Source organism: Niallia sp. Sow4_A1, assembly GCF_052116745.1.
In the GTDB taxonomy this organism is placed as follows: Bacteria; Bacillota; Bacilli; order Bacillales; family Cytobacillaceae; genus Niallia; species Niallia hominis.
Window position 1 is genome coordinate 20,289 of the sequence record NZ_JBQKKM010000047.1, and the last position, 18,249, is coordinate 38,537.

Genomic DNA, 18,249 nt, shown 5'->3' on the forward strand with positions numbered 1-18,249 from the left:
TCCTCATATAGCATTAAAATGATAATTAATCAGTGCTCCTTTCCTTCTACTATTTATTTCTTTCCAACAAACTCTTTTTCTAATAAAACAGCTTTACCATATAACTGAATTTCTAGTGGGTTTCCAGATAGAAGCTCTAATTTTACATCAACAGAAGTGGTTGTTACTTTAATCAATCGATTACGATAATTGATTGTAAAGGAGTAACTATTCCAACCCTTAGGAACAAATGGCGCAAAGGAAAGAGTCCCTGTTGCTGTGCGCATCCCGGCAAATCCTTGTACGATAGCTAGCCAGCTTCCAGACATACTAGTAATATGCAGCCCATCTTCTGTATCATTATTATAATTATCTAAGTCTAATCTAGCCGTACGTTGATACATTTCATATGCCTTTTCCTCTAGCCCAATTTCTGCTGCTAAAATAGAATGAACACATGGTGATAGACTTGATTCATGCACCGTCATTGGTTCATAAAAGTCAAAATTGCGCTTTTTCTCTTCTAAGCTAAATTCATGATTTAAGAAATACAATCCCTGTAAAACATCAGCCTGTTTAATGAAACAGGAGCGCAATATTTTATCCCAAGACCAATTTTGATTAAGCGGTCTTTCTTCTTTTAATAAGGTATCCACTGGACGAAGATCCTTGTCTAGGAACGTGTCATGCTGGACAAAGATACCTAATTCTTCATCTACAGGGAAATACATCTTATCGATAATTTCCTGCCATTTAACTAACTCACTTTTTCCAATGTTTAAGTCTGCCTTTCTTTGCGGAGCAGCTTTTTCAAGTAATGCTAATGTGTATCTAAGTGTCCAAGTTGCAATCTTATTTGTATACCAATTGTTATTTACATTATTCTCATATTCATTTGGTCCTGTTACCCCATGCATCATGTATTGATCATTCTTTTTCGAATAGTGTACACGATCTGCCCAAAAGCGGCTGATTCCTACTAACACATCTAATCCTTCATTTAATGCATAGGTTTCATCCCCTGTATATGTTGCATAATTAAAAATGGCATGCGCAATCGCCCCATTACGGTGTATTTCTTCAAATGTAATTTCCCATTCATTATGGCACTCTACACCAGTGAAAGTTACCATTGGATATAATGCCCCTTTAAGCCCTTGCTGTTTCGCATTATGTTCTGCGCCAGGAAGCTGTTGATGTCGATAACGCAACAACTGTTCTGTTACTATAGGCTCTGCAACCGCTAAATACATCGGCACAATATATGCTTCTGTATCCCAATAAGTGGCCCCTCCATACTTTTCTCCTGTAAAGCCTTTTGGTCCTACATTCAGGCGAGCGTCCTCCCCATAGTAAGTAGAGAATAATTGAAAAATATTAAAACGTATTCCTTGCTGTGCTTCTTCGTCTCCCTCAATTTGAACATCTGCCTTTTCCCAACGTGCTGCCCATGCGGCAATATGCTCTTCTTTTAAAGCAGTATATCCTTTTTCCTTCGCTTGCTTTGCTAGCCTATCGGAAACTGTTGCCAATCTTTCTTCTTCCCAATCACGAGAGGTAGTGACCGCCACATACTTCTGAAGCTGGATTGTTTCCCCCTGTTTAAGCTTATTATTGTAAGCATTGGCAACATACATTGGCTTTTCATTATAAGAAGTTACTTCAAGGTGGTTAATTGTATTGATCATGGAAGCAGATACCGCAAATCTTGGCGTTCCAAACGGATTATCAACCGTTTTCATTATTAGGTTCCCTGAATTAGCCTCTACTTTTCTGACAATCTCTCCCCAGAATTTCTCATCATAGTTGGAATCTTCATTTGTAACATCACCATCTAAAAACGGAACTAATTCGATCTTATGCACTCCCGTGAGTGCTGTTACCTTTATATCTATTGCACAAATTTCTTTAGCAACAATACTTAAAAAACGCTCAAACTCAAACTGAATGCGATTTTCTCCTTTTTGAAGGATGAAGCTTCTTTTCACAATTCCTTCCTTCATATCTAACTCAAGGTGGAAATCAGTGATGTTTTCCTTGTATAAATCTACTTTTGCACCGTCCACATAGATGTCAACACCAATGAAATTTAGCGCATTAATCACTTTACCAAAATATTGAGGATATCCATTTTTCCACCAGCCGACTCTTGTTTTATCGGGGAACCATACACCAGCAATATACGTACCTTGATGGAAATCCCCTGAATAGCCTTCTTCAAAATTGCCGCGCATCCCCATATATCCGTTTCCAATGGAGGTTAGACTTTCCTGCAATCGCTTTTCTTTTTTTTCCAACTTATTTGATATTAGCTTCCAGCTGTTTATTTCGAAAAGGCGCTTATTCGACATAATCTTCTCTCCCTATGCTTTATCTGAATCTACCTTTAATCCTTTTTCCTTAAAACCTGTTCTAAAAAATGCAAATGCAATCATTAATACCGTTCCAAGTCCTTGAATCATGATTAATGTCGCTACATCAAATTGAATGAATCCATAAATTACTGCTAAAATGGTTGGTAAACCTGCTGCATTAAGGACAATGTTCGCTGCCTCTTTAAAGGTTCTTATATTCGTAAAATTGGATTTCTTTGTTAGCCATAAAACAAGTGACATAAATAGAAATTGCAGCACATTCATCGCTATATATAAACCAGCTAGTAATAGTAACAGGATTGGCAGAAGAAAGGCTTTGTTCTGCACATACCATAAAGTTCCGATATATTGCAGGACATCTTCCTTGCTTTCTATTTTAAAAGGATATTTCTCCTCATTTGTTGGATAATACAATTGAAATCCGAATCCATTATCTTCCGCAATTACTGCATAGTCTTCTTTAAAAACAATGGCATTGGCATATCCTTTTATACCAAATGTCTGATCTTCCCCAGTCATCTCATATTTATTGTCTTTGTCAATTGCAATAACATTTCCACCTGTTTCTTCTGCATATTGATTATCTATATCTATTAGTTTTCCTTCTTTCACTTGCTTAGAGGACAATGCTTCAACAAAATCATCCGTTATTAATTCGGCTGTCCGGGGAAATAAAAACTCAAATGGGAAGGTAGTCAATTTAGCCATTTGAATAGAGGTCGGCATCATCATGCATGCAATTAAGAAAATAAAAAGGAAAATCATTTTTGGCCATGTTAATAAATTCTTACCCTTGAATACATTTGTAGGTGTAATAATTGACTTAAAATATTGCATCAAAAATGGTTCCGATTTCTTCATTGTAATCCCACTCTCTTACTTTAAAATTCTTCGTTGTTTCTTATTTTCGAGGCGTCCGCATCACACACTCCGTTTTAGCGGACACCCCTCTAAACTAATATTTTCTTATTTTTATCCTTTTGAACCACCGCTTGTTAAACCAGATACGAAGTTCTTTTGCAGGAAGAAGAACAAGACTACAATTGGTAATGCTGCTAGTACTGCCCCCGCTGCGAATAATGCTACCTTTTGTTCACGTGGGTTGGAAATTAATGTTTGTAATCCAACTGCCAATGTTAATAATTCGTTGGAGCGTAATAAGAACTTAGATAATAAGAAATCATTAAATGGTGTCATAAATGCCCATAAAGCTTGAACTGCAAGCATTGGACGCACTAATGGTAAATTAATTTGTACAAAGATTCTCAAATGACCAGCTCCATCAATACGTGCACTTTCATCAAATTCACGTGGAATTGTATCAAAGTATCCTTTCATTAACCATACATTCATCGGTATTCCACCGCCGATATAGATTAATGATAGTAGCCAATAGGAATCGATTGCTCCAAGTACAGTTGCTAGTACGTAATAAGCAGTTAATGCTGCCATTGTTGGAACCATTTGAATAACTAGGAAGAAAATCAAGCTATATTTTCTTCCGACAAAGCGATATCGACTAAATACATATCCAGAAAGTGTTACCAATGTTACTTGCACAATCATTACTGCGATAGCGATAATAATTGTATTTTTATACCAGCTTAAATAGTTTGTTTCGCTGAAAAGTCTTTGGAAATTATCTAGTCCCCAGTTTGCGTCCAATTTCAACGTAAACGCCGCCATATTGGTTGCTTGAAATGCACTTGATGCTGTTACCAATAATGGGTAAATGATTACTATTGATAGGATTCCGAGAAAACCATACGTCAATATTCTATTTATTAGTCGCGATGCTTTCATGCTCATCCTACATCATCTCCTCATTGCCAAAAGCATTTGTTTTCTTAAACGTTATGAGTGATACCGCAATTACGATTGCAGAAATAATCAGTGTTACCGCTGCTGCAACTGCATATTGTGGTGCTTGACCTGTTGTTAATTTATAAATCCATGAAATGAGAATATCTGTCGATCCTGCATTCCAGCCGATGCTTCCCGGCCCACCTTCATTGAATAAATAGATGATAGAGAAGTTGTTAAAGTTAAATGTATATTGCGTAATCATAACTGGCGCTGTAGCGAATAAAATCATCGGTAATGTAATGTTGCGGAATTGCTGCAAAGCAGTTGCTCCGTCAAGGTTTGCCGCTTCATATAGATCATCTGAGATAGATTGCAGTACTCCAGTTACCATGACAAAAATATACGGGAAGCCAAGCCATCCTTGAATCATAATTAGCGCGGTTTTTGTCCAAGTCGCATCTGTCTTCCAAGAGATTGCCGGTATATCAATGAGCGGAAGGTGATTAATCAACGGAATTACTTGGGCGTTGATGGCACCAATACTGTCATTGAACATATTAGAGAATCCCATGATAGAAATAAATGCTGGTACTGCCCATGGTAATAAGAATAGAATTCGGAAAAATGATTTTCCTTTTACATGCTTCTGATGTAATACAACCGCTGCAACGACTCCAAGAACAATTTGTAAAGTGGTTGCACCAAAAGTCCAAATCAATGTCCATACAAGAATTTTCATAAATGTTGCACGATAAGAACTTAAGAAGAAAATATTTGTAAAGTTCTCAAATCCAATCCAATCAATTAGCTTAAATGGTGGAATGTGCTGAAAATCATAGTTTGTAAAAGCAATGAATAATGTTACTAATACCGGAAAAATAATGATGAAAGCCATTAATATATAAGATGGGAATGTAAAGATATATGGGAATCCTTGCTCCCAAAGGTTTTTCAAAATATCCATTGTTTTTGTATTAATTTTTTCTCCTCTATCTCTTAAAGCTCCAATTTTGCGAGCATCAATGATATTCAAGATATAGAAGAATAAAAAGATAACAGATAAGATTAATTGCAGTGTTCCTTTAATCATTAGGAATAACGAGTGATCATCACGAGGTACACTTCCTAATGTTATTAAACCCTCTAAAGCCTGAAATCCAGTAAGTGCCATCTCTATTACAAAAACTAAAAAGAGAGCAAAGAAGATTATTCCTTTAAATGCTTGTTTATTATAAAACTGTCCTAATCCAGGAATAATGGATAACAGGGATGCTTTCTGCTTATGGTATGTTTCATTTTGACTCATTATGGGCTATCCCCTTTCTATAAATTGCATATTGTTGCATAAATGGTAATTTATTGATTTACCAAAAGAAATCATCACTCGACCAACTTTTTTTGATAAACCAATTCGCTTTTGAAAGCTTTTTCAATGCAAACGATTGCGTTAAGGAAAGAAGAAATTTCTAATTATCTGCTATGATAATTAGAAATTTCCACCGAAGGGAGCTAAATGCCACCTTCCTCTTTTCATAACTTATTTGTATTTTTGTTCAATTGATTCTTTAATATTTTTCACTGTATCTTCTGCGGATTGTTCAGGTGTTTTTGCACCAGAAACAGCATCAAACATTAGATATTGTCCGCCATCCCATACTTCAGCCATTTGTTGAATATTAGGCATTGGAGAAGCGTTTTCAAAGTTTGCAATAACAGCTTGTGCTAATTCATTATCAGCAGGAACTGCTTCACGTGCGATAGTGTTTGCAGGAATTTCGTTTGTTGCTTCAAAGAATTTTGTTGAATTATCAGCATTACCAACATACTCTAACCATTTAGCAGCTAATTCTGGGTTTTGAGCATAAGAAGAAGCTACCCAAGCTTTTCCTCCACCAAATGCAGCGAATTTTTCACCGTTTGGTAATGTAGGAATTGCACCAACACCATAGTTTACACCAGCATCTTGATAAGTAGATGCCATCCAAGGACCATCGATAATTACAGCTGTTTTACCAGTAGTAAACATTTCCGTAATGAAGTCACCAGAACCAGTTACGTCTTGCATACCTTTTGGCCATTGATCATACCAAGTTTTCGCATATTTAATTGCATCGATTGTACCTTCGTTGTTTAAACCAATATCAGTTGGATCTGTTCCTTCGCTTCCAAATGCATATCCACCATATCCTGCAACTAATCCATAGCTAAAATAGAAGTCTGTCCATTTTGCTAAGAATGCAGTGTTTTTGCCTGACTCAGATGCGAATGCATATTTGCTATCTTTTGTTAATGCTTCTACCTCTGAGAAATCTTTTGGCATTTCGCTAATTAAATCTTTATTATAAAAACCTACTAAAGTTTCGATAACAAATGGTGTACCATATTGTTTTCCTTCAAACGTTACTAGCTTTGATTCTGTATCTGTAATTCCTTCTGGCTGTGTTGTCACTTCAGCTAAATGACCTTGGCTACCCATTGAACCAACACGGTCATAAGGAGCGATAAATACATCTGGACCAGTTCCGGCAGGACCATCTAATGCTAAAGCATCTGCTTGATCTGTCATTGCCATTACTACTACTTTTACTTCTGCATTATTTTCAGATTCGAAATCACCTTTAATGCTTTCAATATATTCTTTATACCCATCGCCATCAACTGACACGGTTAATGTTTGTTTTCCGTCAGTAGATTCGCCTTTTGAACTATCTTTTGTATCATTGCCGCAAGCGGTTAAAGCGAATGCAGTAAGTAATGCTACTCCTGACATTAATAGTTTTTTATAACTTTTCATGAAATTTTCCCTCCTTGTTTATCTCACATTCTCATTGTAAATTTGAAAACGTTTTAATGCAATCGCTTTCTCAGTGTTACCGATAACAGAATGTAACACGCAAACACATCAATGCGTAGATTCCGTTAATGTTGGGTAAATATACGTAAAAATGCGTATTTTCTATGGTTTAACCGTTATTTGGGATTAGTGGTGATTTGATGGGGTTCCTTCCTCAGTTACTTCTTTGACTTTGTTTTTTTGCTTTCGGGCTCAGAGGGGGCTCTCTGTTACCTTTTCGCCTTTCTTTTCCTGTTTTCGGGCTCAGAGACGGGCTCTCTGTTACCTTTTCGTCTTTCTTTTCCTGTTTTCGGGCTCAGAGACGGGCTCTCTGTTACCTTTCCGCCTTTCTTTTCCTGTTTTCGGGCTCAGAGACGGGCTCTCTGTTACCTTTTCGTCTTTCTTTTCCTGTTTTCGGGCTCAGAGACGGGCTCTCTGTTACCTTTCCATCTTTCTTTTCCTACTAACAGGCGCAGAGAGCATCCACTTCCACTCAATAAAGCAAAAAAACCAAAACTATTCCTCTTTAAGCGAATAATTTTGGCTCTTATTAATAAAGGTTTATCCTTTTACTCTTTTTAACGAAACTTTCCCCATATTAAGTTTGGAGAAAACGATTGTTAAAATAAATGGTACAACAATTGCAACTACCATTGCGATTGTGAATATAGCCATATATTTCGGTTGAATTGATAGAAATCCTGGTATTCCACCTACTCCAATAGAGTTTGCCATTACACCTGATCCAACAGAGATAATGGCGGCAAATAAAGACCCAATCATTGCGGCTAGAAATGGGAAGCCGTATTTTAAGTTTATACCAAACATGGCAGGCTCTGTTACTCCTAAGTAACAAGAGATTGTTGCTGGAATGGATACTTGTTTTTCTTCTTCGTCTTTTCTATTTAAATAAATCATCGCAAGTACCGCTGATCCTTGTGCAATATTGGATAATGCAATCATTGGCCATAGATTTGTTCCACCAAATTCACTCATTAATTGTAAATCAATTGCATTCGTCATATGATGTAATCCTGTAATGACAAGTGGTGCATAAGCAAAACCAAATACTGCTGCAAATAACCAGCCTAAAGTAGAGGTTAATCCAGAGTATACAACATCTGAAATGACTGAACCTATCTTCCATCCGATTGGACCTAGTACGGTATGGGCAATTAAAACAGTAGGCACTAATGCAAAGAATGGTACAACAATCATCGAAATGGCATTTGGCACTATTTTACGCAAACGTAACTCTAGGAAAGAAAGTAATAAACCCGCTAAAATAGCTGGAATCACTTGCGCTTGATAACCAATCATGTCAACTTGAGCAAAACCAAAATCCCAAAATGGAATTTCTTCTGCAGAAGCTACCGAATAAGCATTTAATAATTGCGGGGATACTAATGTAATCCCTAATACAATCCCAAGAATTGGAGTAGCTCCCATTTTTCTTGCCACTGCCCACGTAATCCCTACAGGCAGGAAGTGAAATATTGCTTCCCCTATTAACCATAAGAAACTATTTGTTCCCGCCCAAAATTGTGAAACCTCTACTAAAGTTTTTGTTCCGTCTTCTACTAATTTGATTTCTCCAATTACGTTTCGGAAACCAAGAATTAATCCCCCAACTACGATAGCTGGGATTAGAGGGGTAAAAATATCCGCTAAATGGGCTATCATTCTTTGCAGAAAGTTCATGTTTTGTTTTGCCGCTACTTTTGCCTCATCCTTTGATGTATCACTCACTCCTGCAATAGCAATAAATTCATTGTAAAAAGATGAGACTTCATTTCCGATAATGACCTGAAACTGCCCTGCTTGCGTAAATGTTCCCTTTACAAGCTTTATTTTTTCAATGCTGTCTATATCAGCCTTAGATGAATCGTTTAAAACAAAGCGCATTCTTGTTGCACAATGTGTCACAACAGAAATGTTTTCGCTTCCACCAACGTGTTCAAGAAGTTCTTTTGCCTGTTCTGTGTATTTCCCCATCATTCTTTCCTCCTTTTTTCCTTTTCTCCCATGTATTTATCAATCATTTATAATTCCTATTGCATACCTAAAACCTGTATATACAAGTTTTTGATTACGTTTTCATTATAGTTGTATATACAGGAGGTGTCAATATAATAAAAAATAAATATTTTGAAACAGAAAAAGATAGGAAACTAGTGCGCAAAAAAAAACAGACCTCTACAATTTATTCCCTACAAAAAGATAAAATGCTATTGTAATAAATAAATGTATAGATCTGCTTATTTATAACTCACAGTAATAGTGCCAGAGAAATTCCCACAATTAACATCACACTAATATAAAGATAATCATATAAAGTGATAAACGTTTTTTGAAAATACGTTCGATCCCTTTCCCCTGTAAATCCTCTTACCTCCATCGCCATTGCCATTTGCTCTGAACGACGTATAGCTTGTGTCAACAAAGGAACCGCATAACGGAAGAAGGCTTTCCATGTTCCGCTATGTTTATACCCTCGAACCCGATGTGCTTCTTTCAATTGTGCTAAATCAGATTGAAACATGGGAATACAGCGAAATCCTGCCAGCATTCCATATGCCCATTTCGGAGACAATTTCCATTGATGGATAAGACTCATCATTAATTCATATAAATTAGTCGTTGTAGTAAAAAGCAGGCCAATTGTAACGAAGGCAAGCATGCGCATAGAAATAAGGAAGCCACTTCTTATACTTTCTTCTGTTACTTGAAACCATGCCCACTTCCAAACAACTGTTTCTCCTTTTCCAAATGCTGCCAACATCCAAAATGTAAGTACAAAAAAGACGGAATAAGGAAGAAGCACTTTAACAAGAAATTTCCCCTTCCATCCTCCTAGCATTAAACCAAGTAACATCACATATATCCAGATTGCTAATGTAGATAATGCGCTTTGAATCGTCATTAAGATAACCATTAACAAAATATGTGTCATTAATTTTATCGCTGGATTAAGATGTGATAGGTAAGACTCGTTGCTTTTGATTGTCTCCAGCCTCCTTTAAATCTGCGATTAATTGATAATGAAGAGGAGGTACAACAGCTAGCTCTTTACAAAGCTCTTGATTGGAAAAAAGAAGATATGGATGGTCAGAAAAAGCAATATTCTTCTGATGTAGGACTACAACCTTATCTGCATATTGATCGACAATATCCATATCATGTGTAACCATTATAATAGAAGTTCCTTCCTTCTTTCTTTTTTCAAGAACCTGTAATAAATCATGAGAAGATTTCGCATCTTGCCCAAAGGTAGGTTCATCTAATAAAAGAATATCTTGATCTAATAACAGCATGGTCGCTACACTCAATCTTCTTTTCTGTCCAAAGCTAAGGCTAAAAGGATGCTGATTTTGAAATGGCTCTAAACCAAATTCCTTCAAAAGCTCTATAGTTCGCTGATTAATATCCGCTTCCTTCCATTGATACTGCATACCAGAAAACGAAATTTCATCAAAGACCGTTTGATTAATAAATTGAAGCTCCGGATTTTGGAATACAAAGCCTAAGTGCTGATATAAGTCTCTTTCTCTCCACTTTTTCAAGGCCTTTCCATGAAAGTGAATATCTCCCTTTTTGCTCTTTTTCAAATGAGCAAGGATCTTTAAGAAAGTACTTTTACCTGCCCCATTGTTCCCAATTACCGCAATCCATTCTCCTTTATTCACGGTTAAATCTATGTTTTCTAGAATGGTTTCTTTATTATAAGCAGCTTCTAAATGCTTCACTTCAAGAAGCGGATCGTCAAGCCCTCCAGACTTTTCTATGCCATTTTGGCTTTCATACTTATTGATTAGTTCTAATCTCCTTGGATGACTTTCATTTTGAATGAATTCCTCCCACTTACAAGGGTAGACTTGGGGAATCCAAATTCCAGCTTCTCGCATCTCCTCTTTGTACTGTCTAAGGACCATTTCAGGTTTCCCATCAGCAATTATCTGCCCATTTTTATTCAAGAGAATAACACGATCCATCCATTCTATACATCCATCTAAAACATGTTCGACCATCACCATCGTTTGACCAGTTCTAGCTGCTGTATTTTTTATCACTTCAAAAACTTCTTTTCTGCCAGAAGGATCAAGCTGCGCAGTGGGTTCATCCAAAAAGAGTACTTCTGGCTCTAATGCTAATAGACAAGCTAGCGCTAACCGTTGCTTCATTCCTCCTGAAAGGTTTGCAATAGGGGTATGTGGCTCTATCATTAATCCTACTGTTTCAAGCACCTCAAAGATTATCCCATCCATTTGTTCCCTAGGCACTTTTCTATTTTCCAAACTAAAGGCAATTTCTTCATCTACATGCTGCATACAAAACTGTGTATCAGGATTTTGGAAAAGGACACCTGCCCTTTTCCTTCTAATTACTTCTCCTGACACATAGGCTTCTATATGTTCCGGAATAATGCCAGCTAAAACAGATATAATAGTAGATTTCCCACTGCCACTCGGACCGAGAATTAATACCTTTTCTCCTTGATTAATATGCAGTGTAACTTTTTTGAGGACAGGCTCCTTGTCCTCAAAAAAGCGCACAGATAGATGATTACATCCTAACAATGAACTCATCATTATTCTCCTTCTTCCGATTCGATCTACAAATAGCATATCCATTCAGGACACCTGTTTTACCAAGCCCCTCCACAATTGCTTTGGCTAATAATCCTCCTAAAAGAAGACCACTAATTACCTGTATAATAAAGGTTAGAATGAGTGTCGTCGTCGTATAATAGGAAAAACCATTCGCAATAATGCTATATAACATGCTTCCACAAGCTGCGAGTGCCCCTGACAGCATTAAGACTGAAACATGGTATTTTTTATAGCGGAAGACTGCAAAAGCTATTTCCGCTCCAATTCCTTGAAATACGCCTATTAATAATGCGGATAAACCAAAATGGCTGCCAATTAAAAGCTCTACTGATGCTGCAACTACTTCTGCTATTAAGGCCGCACCTGGTTTCTGTATAATATAGGCAACGATTGGACTCGCAATAACCCATATTCCGAACATAAAGTTAGCTCCAACTGGCCCGACAAGTGCGGAAATTGGGAGCCATAAAGTGGACCATCCCATATAAAGAACCCCACATGCTACGGCAATTACAACTAATAAGACTACCTCTTTAATTTTCCAGTTCATACAATCACCTCAAAGGTTTTCACTGGCCACTCTTCTAGATGATAAGCCATATCCCAAAACTTATATTCTAGTTGACAGCTTAATAGAAAATACTCCATTAGCTTGCCTTTCTGTTCTTCATTAAGCGTTTCAGCAAGTTCATCTAATCGCTGACAAAGAGGTGTTGTGACAGTCATAGGACCATCACCATAGAAATGGATCCAGTCATAAAAAGGATGGGTACTATCTGGATTTACCTTTTCTAAAAGCCTTTTCCCGATTTCTACATAAGTCCATGGACAAGGCAAAAGAGCTGCTATAATATCCGCTATGCCGCCTTGATGGGCAACCGTTAGCATATGTCGGATATAATGGTGAGCAGAAGGAGCTACCGGAAACCCTTGTAGGTCCTCGTATTTAACACCTGCTACTTCACAAAAATTATTATGCGGATGTGTTTCACTATGTAGCACAAAGGAAATTTGGTTATTAAATAGCTCTATATCCTTTCTGTTCGTGCTTTTTGAAATCGCCAATCCGTAAATCTTCATAAAGGCATTTAAATATTCAAAGTCTTGTTTCACATAATGAATGAGCTGTTCTTTCTTTAAATCCCCCTTGCCAATCCCTTGAACAAATGGATGTTCAAAAATTGCCTGAAAGATTGGTTCAGCTTGCTTGCGTAATTCTTGTGAAAAACTCACTTGATTTCCTCCTTCTTTTGGTCCTAGAAGACCTACATTAAGATTTTTAATGAAAAGGAAAACATGGAGCAACTTTGCAATGCTAAAAAGCCACTCCAAAAAATGGAGTGGCTTTATCATGAATAAAATAACAGTATTATTCTAGGCCGACTCCACTTTCCTACGCTAGTATGAACTAGATCAGGTTCAAAGGGTCCAAGTATTCTTGTCTCAGCCAAAAAGGCTCCCCCAGTGGATTTTCCTATTCAATTACTTAATACATTACCTAAAACCTCTAATTTTTGTCAATCATTTTCCCTTCATTCTTTTTTAATTATTCTGCTTACCTCATTTGTTAAAAGGGTATATTTTTAAAGTAACTTCTAATATGTGGCTGGGAATTCCTATTATTGAAGAACTTTCACAAAATAGACATATTCATGTGATGTTTTTCACATAATTTAAGTATATAATCACTATATAAACAGTAATAACATTTTACAAAAGAAAGATTTATAAGATACTATGGAGAAAAGTAGCTACAAAGTAATTGTTTAACGAATCTTGTTCTCCATTTGTAATGAAATAGCTTTAAATACTATTAATCTATTAAATTTGAAAAAGGGAGTTGCAAAAGATGAAACAACAAAATATAAATCGTGTCGTTTTAATTGGTACAGGTGCTGTAGGATGTAGCTATGCTTATTCATTAATTAACCAAGGTGTTACAGAAGAACTTGTTTTAATTGATGTAAACAAAAAAAGAGCAGAAGGGGAAGCAATGGATTTAAATCATGGGATCCCATTTGCCCCGGCTCCAACGAAAGTATGGGCAGGCGACTATTCTGACTGTGGAGATGCTGATTTAATTGTTATCACTGCAGGTCTACCTCAAAAGCCAGGAGAAACTCGTTTAGATTTAGTTGCCAAAAACACAAGCATCTTCAAAAGCATTGTGAAAGAAATTACTGCTAGCGGATTTGATGGCATTTATTTAATTGCCACAAACCCAGTTGATATTCTTACTTATGTCGTTTGGAAAGAGTCTGGTCTTCCTAAAGAGCGAGTAATCGGTTCTGGGACTACATTAGATTCTGCCCGTTTCCGTTATATGCTAGGGGAGTATTTCGATGTAGATACACGCAACATTCATGCTGCTATTATCGGTGAGCATGGAGATACAGAGCTACCAGTATGGAGTAGTACAACCATTGGATTAGAAAGCATTGATACAAAGCTAGCTAAAAATGATCAATACTCTCAAAAAGACCTAGATGAACTTTTCATTAATGTCCGCGATGCTGCTTATCATATTATTGAGCGTAAAGGTGCGACTTATTATGGAATCGGAATGTCCCTTGTCCGTATTACCAAAGCGATTCTTGGAAATGAAAATTCTATTTTACCAGTATCTGCATACCTAGATGGAGAGTATGACCATAAAGATATCTATATTGGTGTTCCTGCTATTATTAATCGTCAAGGAATCCGTGAGGTTCTTGAACTAAAACTAAATGAAAAAGAAGCAGAACAATTTAACCACTCTGTGGAAGTACTTAAACAAACAATGAACTCTGCTTTAAATTAAGTTAGAGAGGCTGGGACATAAACATTTCAGCTAACAATAAATACGAACGATTATGCGGTAAGTTTACATGATCGTTCGTATTTATATTTTAGAAAAAGGTTTAAAAATGAAGTGAAATGGAGCGGAGGACGGTCGACTCCTGCGGGAAATAGAGGAAAGGCTGAGACCCCGCAGCGCAGCGAGGAGGGCACTGAAAAAGTATAGTATCTCTAAATAAAATAAGAATTTATTTATTTGAAAGCGAATATTAAGTTGGTTTGGAGAGGTGACCGCTTGACTCCTATGGGAACAGCGAGAAAGTCCGAGACCCTGCAGGAGCGTAGCGACGAAGCGGCTCGGCGCTCGCCCCATGGAAAGCAAGTGGGCACCTCGGAAAACAATTTACATATCTAAGTTTAAAAGGCGGTTACGACCAAGCATCAATAGCTATCAGTTTTTCAGTGGTCTCGCAGCGAGGAGGCTCAGCTTCCTCCCCGGCGCATCGTCCGTCTGTAGCGCAATGGAACGACTTAGTTTTTACACTTGAATATATTTGAAACCATAAATAACTAATATGAAAAAGTAGCTTTATTTAAGAGCTAAATTAGAGATTGTTCGTCTTTAAAGATTAGTTATTTAGATTTGTCCCAGCCTCTTTATTCCATTTCTTCTATTAGATGTAGTGGCTCATAACCATACTCTATTAAATTTATCGATCCATTTTGCTGAAATATCATTCCCTCTTCTTCTAATATCCTTCTTTGAAGCTGACCATGTTCACCTGTTAATCCAATGCATCCTTTACTATTAAGCACTCTGTGCCAGGGAAGTTGATATTTCTCCGATAAGGTATGAAGAACTCTAACTACTTGTCTTGCGGCCCTTGGACTTCCAGCAATCTTCGCAATTTGCCCATATGTCATTACTTTTCCCTTTGGAATAGCACAAATAATGTCGACCACCCTTTTCGTGAAAGGCTTCATTCTTTATATCTCCTGTCTTATATAATATCTTTTAAACATTTTATCAGAGTTTTGTAACGCATTTAAAGAAGATTGCACTTTTATTGGTTCAGTGATTGGGTTAGGGAAATTTGTATGTGTTTGTTTTTCTTTTTTTGCGACTTACCCCATCAACTCTTTCTTATTCCAATGCCAAACATTATTTTTTATAAAGATTTTTATAAAACTCATTTTTTTCTTTTTATAGGGAATAAATCTACTAACAATACTTAGAAAGGAGTTCTATGGATGAAAAATATTTTATTCTTTTTACTCTTCACTTTTTCGCTTATCATAAGTGGCTGCTCCAATGAGTCAACAGATAGTCAAGCAAGTCAAGCTGATTCACCTGCAAAGGAAGAAAATGCGGATGGACAAGCTAGTGCAGAAGGAAATCAAACGACTGAGGAACCCAATCCTTCCTCAACCAATGAACAATTGACAGAAATCCGGTCTATGCTAAAAATGGAAGAATCTAAATTGCCAACAAAATTCCCCATAACAGATACTGAATATATAGGTGCCAAAATTAATAAAAATGAAACAGATGAATATTCTATTTCCTTTTATCAAACACAAGAACCAGTCACGATCAATGATGAATCGTTAGCTACTAATGAGAACATGATTGCAAGGTTTAAGGCAGAAACATTCGATGATTCTAGCAAACAAAAGGAACTTTTCCCAGAGGTTTCCTTAGAGTCTATACCAGATGATATGAAAGTAGACTTAGGCTATCAAATTACGGGAATGAAAGAAGGAGCAGCTGGAAGTTCGTATTTGGTTTGGAAAGAAGGACGTTGGGTCCTGCAAATTAAATCGATCTCTGCTGATGAATTAGATACCGCTGATATCGCCAGAAAAATGGTGGATTATTTGGAAGAGAATGCGCTCCCTGTTCCTAATGAGAACGGAAGAATCGAAGTAAACTATCCAGAGAATGCAGAGGAAGTAGAAATTACTGTGAGATGGGAAGAAGGAAATATTGTTTATACTCTTGAAACAGCAGAAGTACCGATAAATGCATTAATGATGACTGTCTCAACAGAATGATTTGTAACTGGGGCTAGCGCAAACTTGAATAATTCCACTATAACTAACTTGATTTCAGCAGGATTTTCGTTTTATCGGATTACTTCAATCTTCTTTTCAGTTAAATTTTTCGGTTTATCAGCCAAACTTTTCGATTTTTCAGCCAAACTCGCATGCTTTTCAGCCTATCCCCTATCTATATAACAAAAAAAGAGTTATTGGAAAAGTAAATCTCCTTCTCCAATAACTCTTTTTTTGAAACCACTTAAAAATAAAGTTTATGCACGTACTTTCATCACTGAACAGTCGTCGCAATGAATCATGTTTTTAATTAATTCTTTATTCTTTTCTTCAAATAGTTCATTATGGGACGACACCATAGCACTGTTGCTTGCTTCAGGCTGGATATATAATTTAGCTTTATTGACTGCATTCGCTGCATCTTGGAAAGCTCCTGCAATTAAATGAACTTTACCTTCATGCTTAAGAATATCCCCAGCCGCAAATATACCTGGCACAGATGTCTCACTATTAACATTACCTGCTATGTAAAAATCTTCAAGCATGTCAATTTTTAATTTACTATTTTTTAATAAGGAAGAATCCATTTCATATCCATGATTAATAACTACTTCATCCACTTTTACAGTGGTTACATCTTCTGACTTTGTATTCGTTAATTCAACTGAATCAATACGATTATGGTTTTCGTTAGCAATCAGTTTAGTAATAGAAGTATGGAATAAACATTCAACATTGCTTTCTAACAATTCTCTTGCTTTTGCCTCGTGACCAGCAAGTGTATCTTTTCTACATGTTAAATACACTTTTTTTGCAATTGGCTCTAGTTCAAGTGCCCAGTCCACTGCTGAGTTTCCGCCACCAGAAAGAACGACCACTTTATCTCTAAAGTGCATTAAAGATTTCACCGTATAGTTTAGATTGGAGACTTCAAACCTTTCGGCACCTTCTATTTTTAGTTTTTGTGGAGTGACTATTCCGCTTCCTACTGCTACAATAACCGTTTTGGAGTAATGAATTTGTCCTGAATCCGTTTCTAATAAGAAAATTCCTTCCTTATCTTTTGAAATGGAGTGAATCTTCGTATTCGTTACTACCTCAGGCTTAAAGGTCAGTCCTTGCTGTACTAGCTGCTCTCTTAACCTCTCACCTGGCATTGGAGTGATGCCACCAACATCCCAGATCATTTTTTCAGGATATAAGTGCAGCTTTCCGCCTAACTGTGGCAAGAATTCTATAATTTTTGTTTTCATTTCTCTTAATCCACTATAAAAAGCAGAATACAGTCCTGCTGGTCCGCCACCAATTATTGTCACATCGAATAGTTCTCTATGATCCATTAACCTGCTCACTCCTATTTTGAAAGTTTTGTACTATATATATGTTTAAATCGTTCTGTCTATTAGTTATATTGATTATCATTCTCATTTAAATACTACCTTTTTTTTTGAATTTTTTCAATCCTATATATAAAACTGATTGAGTCAAGTTTTTGTGGGAGTTTTTTTTAGCTCCCTTTTTATAAAGTAAAACTTCTAATTTTGTATCCGTTTTCTAAATGTTTTCTTTCATCAAAATTTCGTTTTTTTCTTTTTTAAAAACCTTTTAATCCCTGTAAGGCAAAGTGAACGGGTTTTCCAATCGCTTGATTTAAGTATGGTATGTTCTGACGCACGGTTTCTGTTACTAATTTTGTGGGTACTTTTCTTTTCGGTCGATGTTCTTTCTTTGATGTATTTAGGCTTTTTTCTTTTTCCCATTTCCCATATATCGTTTGGATGGATAGGTCATCCTTCAATCCAATCCACAAGCG

15 protein-coding genes and 1 riboswitch are annotated in these 18,249 nt (G+C 36.6%); of the genes, 2 read left to right on the forward strand and 13 right to left on the reverse strand.

Annotated features, from left to right (window positions below; all coding sequences use genetic code 11):
• Positions 1-53: 53 nt before the first annotated feature.
• The 10 genes from ACTQ5K_RS20420 to tenA all read right to left on the reverse strand — a co-directional run bounded on the left by ACTQ5K_RS20420 (position 54) and on the right by tenA (position 12,836).
• Positions 54-2,330: a glycoside hydrolase family 65 protein gene (locus tag ACTQ5K_RS20420; RefSeq protein WP_349205193.1), complete on the reverse strand. Its 2,277-nt coding sequence runs from the start codon at positions 2,328-2,330 to the stop codon at positions 54-56.
• Between the two features lie 12 nt (positions 2,331-2,342).
• On the reverse strand, positions 2,343-3,215 hold the full coding sequence (locus tag ACTQ5K_RS20425) for a DUF1189 family protein (RefSeq protein WP_349205192.1): 873 nt from the start codon (positions 3,213-3,215) through the stop codon (positions 2,343-2,345).
• 111 nt (positions 3,216-3,326) lie between these two features.
• Positions 3,327-4,163, reverse strand: coding sequence for a sugar ABC transporter permease (locus tag ACTQ5K_RS20430; RefSeq protein WP_109768770.1), 837 nt, complete (start codon positions 4,161-4,163; stop codon positions 3,327-3,329).
• A 1-nt stretch (position 4,164) separates the two neighbouring features.
• Entirely contained in the window at positions 4,165-5,466 is a 1,302-nt protein-coding gene (locus ACTQ5K_RS20435; protein ID WP_349205191.1) for a sugar ABC transporter permease, read from the reverse strand.
• Positions 5,467-5,697: 231 nt separating this feature from the next.
• Positions 5,698-6,954: an extracellular solute-binding protein gene (locus ACTQ5K_RS20440; RefSeq protein ID WP_251628997.1), complete on the reverse strand. Its 1,257-nt coding sequence runs from the start codon at positions 6,952-6,954 to the stop codon at positions 5,698-5,700.
• A 600-nt stretch (positions 6,955-7,554) separates the two neighbouring features.
• The gene (gene treP, locus ACTQ5K_RS20445) at positions 7,555-8,988 is read right to left on the reverse strand and encodes a PTS system trehalose-specific EIIBC component (protein WP_441994256.1); all 1,434 of its coding nucleotides are present in this window, start codon (positions 8,986-8,988) and stop codon (positions 7,555-7,557) included.
• A 274-nt stretch (positions 8,989-9,262) separates the two neighbouring features.
• On the reverse strand, positions 9,263-9,946 hold the full coding sequence (locus ACTQ5K_RS20450) for an energy-coupling factor transporter transmembrane component T family protein (protein WP_441994251.1): 684 nt from the start codon (positions 9,944-9,946) through the stop codon (positions 9,263-9,265).
• A gap of 16 nt (positions 9,947-9,962) precedes the next feature.
• Positions 9,963-11,579, reverse strand: coding sequence for an ABC transporter ATP-binding protein (locus ACTQ5K_RS20455; RefSeq protein WP_035416772.1), 1,617 nt, complete (start codon positions 11,577-11,579; stop codon positions 9,963-9,965).
• Entirely contained in the window at positions 11,557-12,153 is a 597-nt protein-coding gene (locus tag ACTQ5K_RS20460) for an ECF transporter S component (protein ID WP_031540180.1), read from the reverse strand. The genes ACTQ5K_RS20455 and ACTQ5K_RS20460 overlap by 23 nt, the downstream gene beginning before the upstream one ends.
• Positions 12,150-12,836 (reverse strand): thiaminase II, encoded by a 687-nt coding sequence (gene tenA / locus ACTQ5K_RS20465; protein ID WP_031540179.1) that lies wholly within the window; start codon positions 12,834-12,836, stop codon positions 12,150-12,152. The genes ACTQ5K_RS20460 and tenA overlap by 4 nt, the downstream gene beginning before the upstream one ends.
• A gap of 140 nt (positions 12,837-12,976) precedes the next feature.
• A riboswitch (TPP riboswitch) is annotated at positions 12,977-13,076 on the reverse strand.
• Between the two features lie 376 nt (positions 13,077-13,452).
• Here tenA and ACTQ5K_RS20470 point away from each other — a divergent pair.
• The gene (locus tag ACTQ5K_RS20470) at positions 13,453-14,403 is read left to right on the forward strand and encodes an L-lactate dehydrogenase (RefSeq protein ID WP_441994252.1); all 951 of its coding nucleotides are present in this window, start codon (positions 13,453-13,455) and stop codon (positions 14,401-14,403) included.
• A gap of 635 nt (positions 14,404-15,038) precedes the next feature.
• On the opposite strand, the gene ACTQ5K_RS20475 is transcribed toward ACTQ5K_RS20470, so the two are convergent.
• On the reverse strand, positions 15,039-15,365 hold the full coding sequence (locus ACTQ5K_RS20475; RefSeq protein WP_048719240.1) for an MGMT family protein: 327 nt from the start codon (positions 15,363-15,365) through the stop codon (positions 15,039-15,041).
• 267 nt (positions 15,366-15,632) lie between these two features.
• Here ACTQ5K_RS20475 and ACTQ5K_RS20480 point away from each other — a divergent pair, with 267 nt between their 5' ends.
• Positions 15,633-16,436 (forward strand): hypothetical protein, encoded by an 804-nt coding sequence (locus ACTQ5K_RS20480; RefSeq protein WP_441994253.1) that lies wholly within the window; start codon positions 15,633-15,635, stop codon positions 16,434-16,436.
• Between the two features lie 257 nt (positions 16,437-16,693).
• Here ACTQ5K_RS20480 and ACTQ5K_RS20485 read toward each other — a convergent pair whose 3' ends face one another.
• Positions 16,694-17,776, reverse strand: a complete 1,083-nt coding sequence (locus ACTQ5K_RS20485) for an NAD(P)/FAD-dependent oxidoreductase (RefSeq protein WP_031540195.1) — start codon at positions 17,774-17,776, stop codon at positions 16,694-16,696.
• Between the two features lie 254 nt (positions 17,777-18,030).
• Positions 18,031-18,249 (reverse strand): hypothetical protein (locus tag ACTQ5K_RS20490; RefSeq protein ID WP_441994254.1); only part of this gene is annotated, 219 nt, incomplete at its 5' end.

Bases quoted from the DNA above. Each gene is read 5' to 3' on its own strand.
- ACTQ5K_RS20420 (WP_349205193.1), bottom strand. From the start codon at position 2,330: ATGTCGAATAAGCGCCTTTTCGAAATAAACAGCTGGAAGCTAATATCA.
- ACTQ5K_RS20425 (WP_349205192.1), bottom strand. From the start codon at position 3,215: ATGAAGAAATCGGAACCATTTTTGATGCAATATTTTAAGTCAATTATT.
- ACTQ5K_RS20430 (WP_109768770.1), bottom strand. From the start codon at position 4,163: ATGAGCATGAAAGCATCGCGACTAATAAATAGAATATTGACGTATGGT.
- ACTQ5K_RS20435 (WP_349205191.1), bottom strand. From the start codon at position 5,466: ATGAGTCAAAATGAAACATACCATAAGCAGAAAGCATCCCTGTTATCC.
- ACTQ5K_RS20440 (WP_251628997.1), bottom strand. From the start codon at position 6,954: ATGAAAAGTTATAAAAAACTATTAATGTCAGGAGTAGCATTACTTACT.
- treP (WP_441994256.1), bottom strand. From the start codon at position 8,988: ATGGGGAAATACACAGAACAGGCAAAAGAACTTCTTGAACACGTTGGT.
- ACTQ5K_RS20450 (WP_441994251.1), bottom strand. From the start codon at position 9,946: ATGACACATATTTTGTTAATGGTTATCTTAATGACGATTCAAAGCGCA.
- ACTQ5K_RS20455 (WP_035416772.1), bottom strand. From the start codon at position 11,579: ATGAGTTCATTGTTAGGATGTAATCATCTATCTGTGCGCTTTTTTGAG.
- ACTQ5K_RS20460 (WP_031540180.1), bottom strand. From the start codon at position 12,153: ATGAACTGGAAAATTAAAGAGGTAGTCTTATTAGTTGTAATTGCCGTA.
- ACTQ5K_RS20470 (WP_441994252.1), top strand. From the start codon at position 13,453: ATGAAACAACAAAATATAAATCGTGTCGTTTTAATTGGTACAGGTGCT.
- ACTQ5K_RS20475 (WP_048719240.1), bottom strand. From the start codon at position 15,365: ATGAAGCCTTTCACGAAAAGGGTGGTCGACATTATTTGTGCTATTCCA.
- ACTQ5K_RS20480 (WP_441994253.1), top strand. From the start codon at position 15,633: ATGAAAAATATTTTATTCTTTTTACTCTTCACTTTTTCGCTTATCATA.
- ACTQ5K_RS20485 (WP_031540195.1), bottom strand. From the start codon at position 17,776: ATGGATCATAGAGAACTATTCGATGTGACAATAATTGGTGGCGGACCA.